General features: G+C 70.1%; 6 protein-coding genes. All 6 read left to right on the forward strand.

The window, feature by feature from the left end; translation table 11 throughout:
* The first annotated feature begins 64 nt into the window (after positions 1-64).
* The 6 genes from BJ998_RS32870 (at position 65) to BJ998_RS32895 (ending at position 6,315) form a co-directional block, all read left to right on the forward strand.
* Positions 65-388: a WXG100 family type VII secretion target gene (locus BJ998_RS32870; RefSeq protein WP_184867204.1), complete on the forward strand. Its 324-nt coding sequence runs from the start codon at positions 65-67 to the stop codon at positions 386-388.
* Positions 389-437: 49 nt separating this feature from the next.
* Complete coding sequence (locus BJ998_RS32875; protein ID WP_184867205.1) at positions 438-728, forward strand: WXG100 family type VII secretion target; 291 nt, start codon at positions 438-440, stop codon at positions 726-728.
* Between the two features lie 16 nt (positions 729-744).
* Positions 745-1,317, forward strand: coding sequence for a hypothetical protein (locus BJ998_RS32880; protein ID WP_184867206.1), 573 nt, complete (start codon positions 745-747; stop codon positions 1,315-1,317).
* A 104-nt stretch (positions 1,318-1,421) separates the two neighbouring features.
* A complete protein-coding gene (locus BJ998_RS32885; protein ID WP_184867207.1) occupies positions 1,422-4,400 on the forward strand; it encodes a hypothetical protein in 2,979 nt (992 codons plus the stop codon).
* 28 nt (positions 4,401-4,428) lie between these two features.
* A complete protein-coding gene (locus BJ998_RS32890) occupies positions 4,429-4,860 on the forward strand; it encodes a YbaB/EbfC family nucleoid-associated protein (protein ID WP_184867208.1) in 432 nt (143 codons plus the stop codon).
* Between the two features lie 39 nt (positions 4,861-4,899).
* Positions 4,900-6,315, forward strand: a complete 1,416-nt coding sequence (locus BJ998_RS32895) for a hypothetical protein (protein ID WP_184867209.1) — start codon at positions 4,900-4,902, stop codon at positions 6,313-6,315.
* The last annotated feature ends 24 nt before the right edge of the window (positions 6,316-6,339 follow it).

Consider the following 6,339-nt stretch of genomic DNA (forward strand, 5'->3'; position numbering starts at 1 on the left):
CGGACGACCGGGACAATCCGACGTGGTGACCGAGCGCACCACCGAGTTCGAGGAGTGAAACCGCATGGCTTCCGTTTCCAAGGTGACTGTGCAGGAGCTGTACAACACCGCGACCAGCCAGGACGACGCCATCCAGGGCGCCGACAAGGAGCTGCAGAACCTGCAGCAGCACTGCGACACGCTGGCCAGCGTCTGGACGGGGCAGGCCGCCGCGACCTACCACGAGGCCATGAACTCCTTCCAGGACGGCGCCAAGCAGGTGGTGGCGAAGCTGAAGGAGATGCAGCAGACGATGCTGGAGACCGCCAAGCTGTACGGCGCGACCAACGAGAACATCATCTCCGTCGCCGGCAAGGCCCGCAGCCACACCAGCGGCCTGGGCATCTGAGCCTCCCTCACCTCCGTTCCCCTACAAGACTCGCACGAAAGAGGAGACAATGTCCGACTACTCCATGGAACTCCACGTCGTCGAGGACATCTCGCAGTCCATCCAGGCCGTGGCCAACCACCTCAACCAGGTCGGCGAGACGCTGTCGCAGCAGGTCAAGCAGCACACCAACGAGTTCGAGGGCGACACCAAGAACGCGTTCGTCCAGGTCGAGGCCCAGTACGAGCAGGCCCACGAGACCATGACCAACGACCTGGCGCTGGCCCAGCGCGACCTGGAAGACATCCGCAACCACATCCTCGAGGCGGAGCGGGTCGGCTCCTCCAAGTGGGGCGTGTGACCGAAGGAGGTTCGTCATGACGTACGGCACTCTCGACGGCAGCACGATTCCGCCGCCTCCGCCGCCGCCCAAGCCCGACGCGAAGCCGTTCGACACCAGCACCATCCCCGGTTTCACCAGCGCGGACGGCACGCCGGACAACCCGAGCTTCACCCCGCCGGACGTGCCCGGCACCAAGGGGGACGGCAAGGGTGGCAAGACCGAGGTCCACACGGCGACGTTGAAGTTGTTCGCGGACAACATCGACAAGCTCAAGGAGCCGCTCAACACCGCGTTGACCAAGCTCCAGGACCTCAAGCCGGTCGAGGCCGGTGACTTCAACACCGGCCACGTCATGAAGACCATGATCACCGGCAGCGACGGCACCGGCATGCTGCAGGCGGGCTTCGAGACGGTGCTGAAGAAGACCATCAAGACGGTCACCGACGTGCACGAGGCCGTGGTCAAGATGGCCAAGGACTACGACAACGTCGACGACCTCAACAAGATGACCGGCCAGCAGCTGAATCGCGCGCTGGACGACAGCTGGGTCAGCACCGACATCGGCGCCATCGGCAGCGCCGGTTCGGCGTTCGGCTCGGGCAAGTAGCGGGTCCTGACCGGCTGCTGGTCGGTCACCCGTCCACAATGGACGGGTGACCGGCCGGGCCGGGTAGCACGACACGAAGTCGGTTGAAGGAGCTGGAAGGCGACATGGCGGACCCGAGCGAGACGAACAACAATCCCGGTGAGGGCACGCCCGACGACTTCAGCACCTGGGACTGGCACAAGATCATGACGGCCATCGTCGGCCACTACGGCGGCAACACCGACACCGGCCTGTCCAACCCGCAGTCGCTCAAGGACGCGGCCAACGCGCTCAACTACGTCATGGGCGCGCTGGACATGGTCGGCCAGAGCATCCGCGACCAGGCCGACGCCCTGTCCTACGGCGACGACGCGCCGTGGAAGGGCGAGGCGGCCACCGCGTTCAACTCGAAGATGTACCAGCTCAGCCAGAACATCAAGGCCAACGCCCAGGTGCTCAAGGGTGACATCGCCGCCGACAACATCCCCAACCAGATCTTCCAGAACGGCGTCCGGCTGGACCAGGCGATCCAGACCATCCACGCCATCGACCAGTGGTACGCCGACCAGGCACTGGCCCGTGGCGCGAGCAAGGACTCCAACGGCTACGTCATGGTCCACGAGGACCCGACGATCGTCGAGATGATGACCAACGACATGCGCAAGGTCATCACCAACCTGTCCGGCCACTACCAGGTCACCAACGACGGCTTCACCGCGCCGAGCACCGACGACCTGCCGGGACCGAACGACGGCAGCAACTTCAACCCGCCGCCGCCGCCCGGTGGCGACGGCGGCAACAACAACCCGTTCGGCGACGGCAACAACAACCCCTTCGGCGACGGCGACGGTGGCGGTGGCGGAGGCGGCGGGGGCAGCGACTTCAAGCCGCCGCCCGTCAACGCGTTCAACGGCGGCGGTGACGGTGGTGGAAGTGGCGGTGGCGGCGGCACCGGTGGGGGCACCGACTTCAAGCCGCCGCCCGTCAGCCAGTTCCCCGGTGGCGGCGGCGACGGGCTCGGCGGTGGTGACGGTCTCGGCGGCGGAGGCGGCGGTGGTGGCCTCGGCGGCAACAACCTGGCCGCGATCCCGCCCCCGAGCCAGTTCCCCGGCGGTGGCGACGGTCTCGGCGGCGGCGGTCTTGACGACACCGGCCTCGGCGGCGGCAGTGGTGGTGCCGGCGGCGGCAGCGGCGGTGGCGGCAGCAACTTCGTGCCGCCCCCGGTGAGCCAGTTCCCCGGCGGTCTCGGCGGCGGCGGCCTTGGCAACACGGGCCTGGGCAACTCCGGCCTCGGCAACAACGGCCTGGACGGGCTGGGCAAGAACAACGACCTGTTCAACGACAAGGGCGGCCTCGACACCAGCGGGCTGGACAAGAACAAGTTCAGCCCGCCGCCGGTCAGCGGCTTCCCCGGCGACACCGGTCTCGGTGGTGGCGGTGGCGGTGGCGCTGGCGGCCTCGGCGACGACAAGCTCGGCGGCGGTGCCGGTGGCGGCCTGGACGACCTCAAGAACCTGGCCAACAACCTGGAGCAGAACGCCCCGGACCAGTTCCCCGGTCTCGGCGACGGCACCGGCGGTGGCCTCGGCGGCGCCAACAACGGCCAGCTCGGCCCGGGCGCCATGCCGCCGATGGGCGGGATGGGCGGCGGCATGGGTGGCATGGGCCAGAACAACCCGCCGCCCAAGTCCGACGCCAGCGGCCTGCTCAACCCGACCAAGTTCCCGGGCTCGCTGGACGGCGACGTGTTCGACCCGTCCACGCTGCTGCACGGCGGTGGCGGCGCGTCCGGCGGTGGTGGCGGTCTGTCCGGTTTGGACGGTCTGAAGGGCCTGGACGGCCTCGACGACCCGAAGGGCTTCACCGGCCTGGACGGTCTGGACAACCTGACCAGCGCGGGCGGCGGCGGTGGCGGCGGCAGTGCCGACCTGCCGCCGGTGAGCGCTTTCCCCGGCGGCACCGACGTCAACGACCCGTCGCTGGCCGGCGCGGGCGGCGACCACGGTCTTGGCCAGGACGGCCTGGGCGGCAACGACCAGCAGCTGCAGGCCGGCGGCGGCCCTGCCGGTATGCCTGGCGGACCCGGCGCGGGTATGCCGATGAGCCCGGGCATGGGTGGCATGGGTGGCGGTATGGGCAACCAGAACCAGGCTCCGCCCAAGTCCGACGCCAGTGGCCTGCTCAACCCGACGGCGTTTCCCGGTGGTGGCATGGCCGACTACTCCGGCGACCCGTCGGTGCTGTTGGCCGGCGGCACCGGTGCGGCCGGCGGCTCTGGCACGCTGTACGGCCTGGACGAGACCACGCCGGCCCCGGTCGCCGACGCCGAGCCGGCCACGCTGCCGGACGACGGCACCGCCGTCGACCAGCCGGACCTGCCGGTCACCGGCGTCACCGAGGCCGCGGCCGAGCCGCAGCAGGCGACGCCCGGCATGCCGATGATGATGGCGCCGGGCGCGGTACCGGGGCAGCCGTCGTCGACGCCGCCGGGCGGGCACCGCTCCGAGGCGTCCGAACTGCTCGCGCCGGGCAGCGGGGTCGGTGAGAGCGCCTTCGCCGAGGGCCACGGCGGGCACCACCCGGGCAACACCGAGCACATCGGCGTGCCTTCGGATGAACCGACGACGCCGCCCGACCGTGTGGCCATGGTGCACGGGAGCGACGGGGCCGAGGACTTCACGGCGTGGGAGGTCGGCGGCGCGGCGTCGGCCGGCGTGCTGCCATGGCTGTTCGGGCGCAAGGGGCAGGACGGTCAGGGCGACCTGGCCACCGACGCCCCGGTCGAGGACAACGACAAGTGGGTGCAGGGCGACCTGCGCGGCGTGCCCGGGCCGGCCGACGACCAGGCCAAGCTGGCCACCTGGCGGCCTGGGAAGATCATCCCGGGTTCGGCCGAGCCCGAGCCCGAGCTCAGCGGGGCGCGCAGTTCGTTCCACATGCCCGACCCGAACGCCGAGCCGGAGCCCGAGCCGGAGCCGGAGTCGGCCCTCGCCGAGGGCGAGGAGCCCGAGGAGGAACCCGAGCGGACCTCGGCCGACCTGCTCGACCGGCGTTCCGACCAGTGGGACAGCCGAGGCTCCGACCTGCCCGGAGTGCTGGGATGACCGTGACCACCCGTGAGAGGAGCTGACGATGTCGGAGTACGACGACGCCGTCGAGAAGCTGATGGCCGAGTACCAGCAGCAGCTGGAGAAGCTCGGCGAGCACCAGCGCAAGATGTCCGAGCTCACCGGGACCGGTGTGTCGCAGCGCAAGCAGGTGTCGGTGACGGTGGGCGCGCAGGGGCAGCTGATGGAGCTGAAGTTCCTGACCGACTCCTACCGGGACATGGCGCCGGCCGAGCTGTCGAACCTGATCATCGACACCTTCGCCGCCGCCCGGAACGAGCTGATCAAGCAGCAGCGCGAGCTGATGGCGGCCAACGCTCCGGCCGGGTTGAACGTGGACGCGCTGTTCGGGCCGGACGCCGACCTGACCAAGGCCGTGCCCCGCAACCCGTTCATGTCCGACGAGCTGCGGGAGTACGTGGACAACGGGCGCATTCCCGGCGTCTCCGACGACTGATCGGTTCCGCTGACCGGCCACCCGACACAGGAGGTTCTCATGGCCGACGACAAGGTGTCCGTCAACACCGAGGGCATGGAGCCCGCGGTCGACGGCTTCAAGAGCCTGGGTGACCGGTTGGTGCAGATCACCTCCAAGCTGGAGCACACCCTCGACAGCCTCGGCACGCCGTGGGGTGACGACAAGAACGGGCACGCCTTCTTCAAGCAGTACGGCACCGCCCGCGACCAGACGCTCACCGGCGTGGCCAACATGGCCGACGTGGTCCACAGCGTCGGCCAGGGCGTGCGGCAGATGATCGACGCCTACGAGAAGGTTGAGGAGCACAACCAGGAGCTGGCCCGCAAGATGCAGCTGCGCCGTGAGGGCAACGGCGGCGGCGGTGGTGGCGGCTACGGCGGCGGCGATTCCGGTGGCGGCAACTACGGCGGCGGTGGCAACGGGCCCGGCAACACCAAGAACCTCGCCGCGGACAACCAGAAGAAGGTGCCGCTCCGGCGCGCCATGCGGGAAGAGCTCAAGCCGCAGATCCCGGCCGAGCCTGCGTTGGACGAGAACGGCCATCCGCTGGAGCAGCGCAGGCTGATGGACCGTATCCCGGAGAAGCCGGCGCTCGACGAGAACGGCCAGCCGTTGCATCCGACGGAGAGCCGTCGGTTGATGGCCCGACTTCCGGAGAAGCCTGCGTTGGATGAGAACGGGCAGCCGTTGGAGCCGGAGCAGAGTCGTAGGTTGATGGCTCGGCTTCCGGAGGAGCCGGTGCTCGACGAGCACGGCCGGCCGCTGGAGCCGCTCCGGCCGGCCCTGCGGGAAGAGCTCACCGCGCAGACACCCGGTGTGCCGCTGAAGCCGACCGAGCGGCACGAGCTGTTGGCACGTGGCGAAGAGGTGCCGGCGGAGCCGCTGATCCCGGCCGAGAAGCGCACCTTCGTGAAGTCCGTCCCGGCCGAGCCGGCGGAGTTCATCCCGGCCACGCCCGGAGTGCCGGCGGAAAGCCGGTTCGACGCGTCGATCCCGGCCGAGCGGGGCGAGTTCGTCCCGCAGACGCCGGCACTGCCGGTGACCGAGGCGAAGGTGTTCGCCGGGGAGCCGGGAATGCCGATGGGGCACCTGGTCCGGGCCGAGAGGGGCATCCCGGCCGAGCCGCTGACGCCGGCCGAGGGCGAGGTGACGCTGCCGCGGCACGAGAGCATGCCGGTGCACCGTGCGGATGGCGTTGTGACGCCGCCTTCGCATTTCAACGCGCCGCACCGGGCCGAACGTCTGGTGACGGAGCCGGCCGAGGGCGAAGTGACGTTGCCGCGGCACGAGAACATGCCGGCGGAGCCGCTGCGCCGGGCCGACGGCGTGGTCTTCACGGCGAGGCACCGGTCCGAGCCGGTGGGCTTCGCCGAGCTGGAGCCCGAGACCTTTCTCCCGGTGGAGCCGGCGATCCCGGCCGAACCGGAGAAGTAGACCTGACTGCGGTAGGACGCTGAA

It is taken from the genome of Kutzneria kofuensis (genome assembly GCF_014203355.1).
GTDB lineage: Bacteria > Actinomycetota > Actinomycetes > Mycobacteriales > Pseudonocardiaceae > Kutzneria > Kutzneria kofuensis.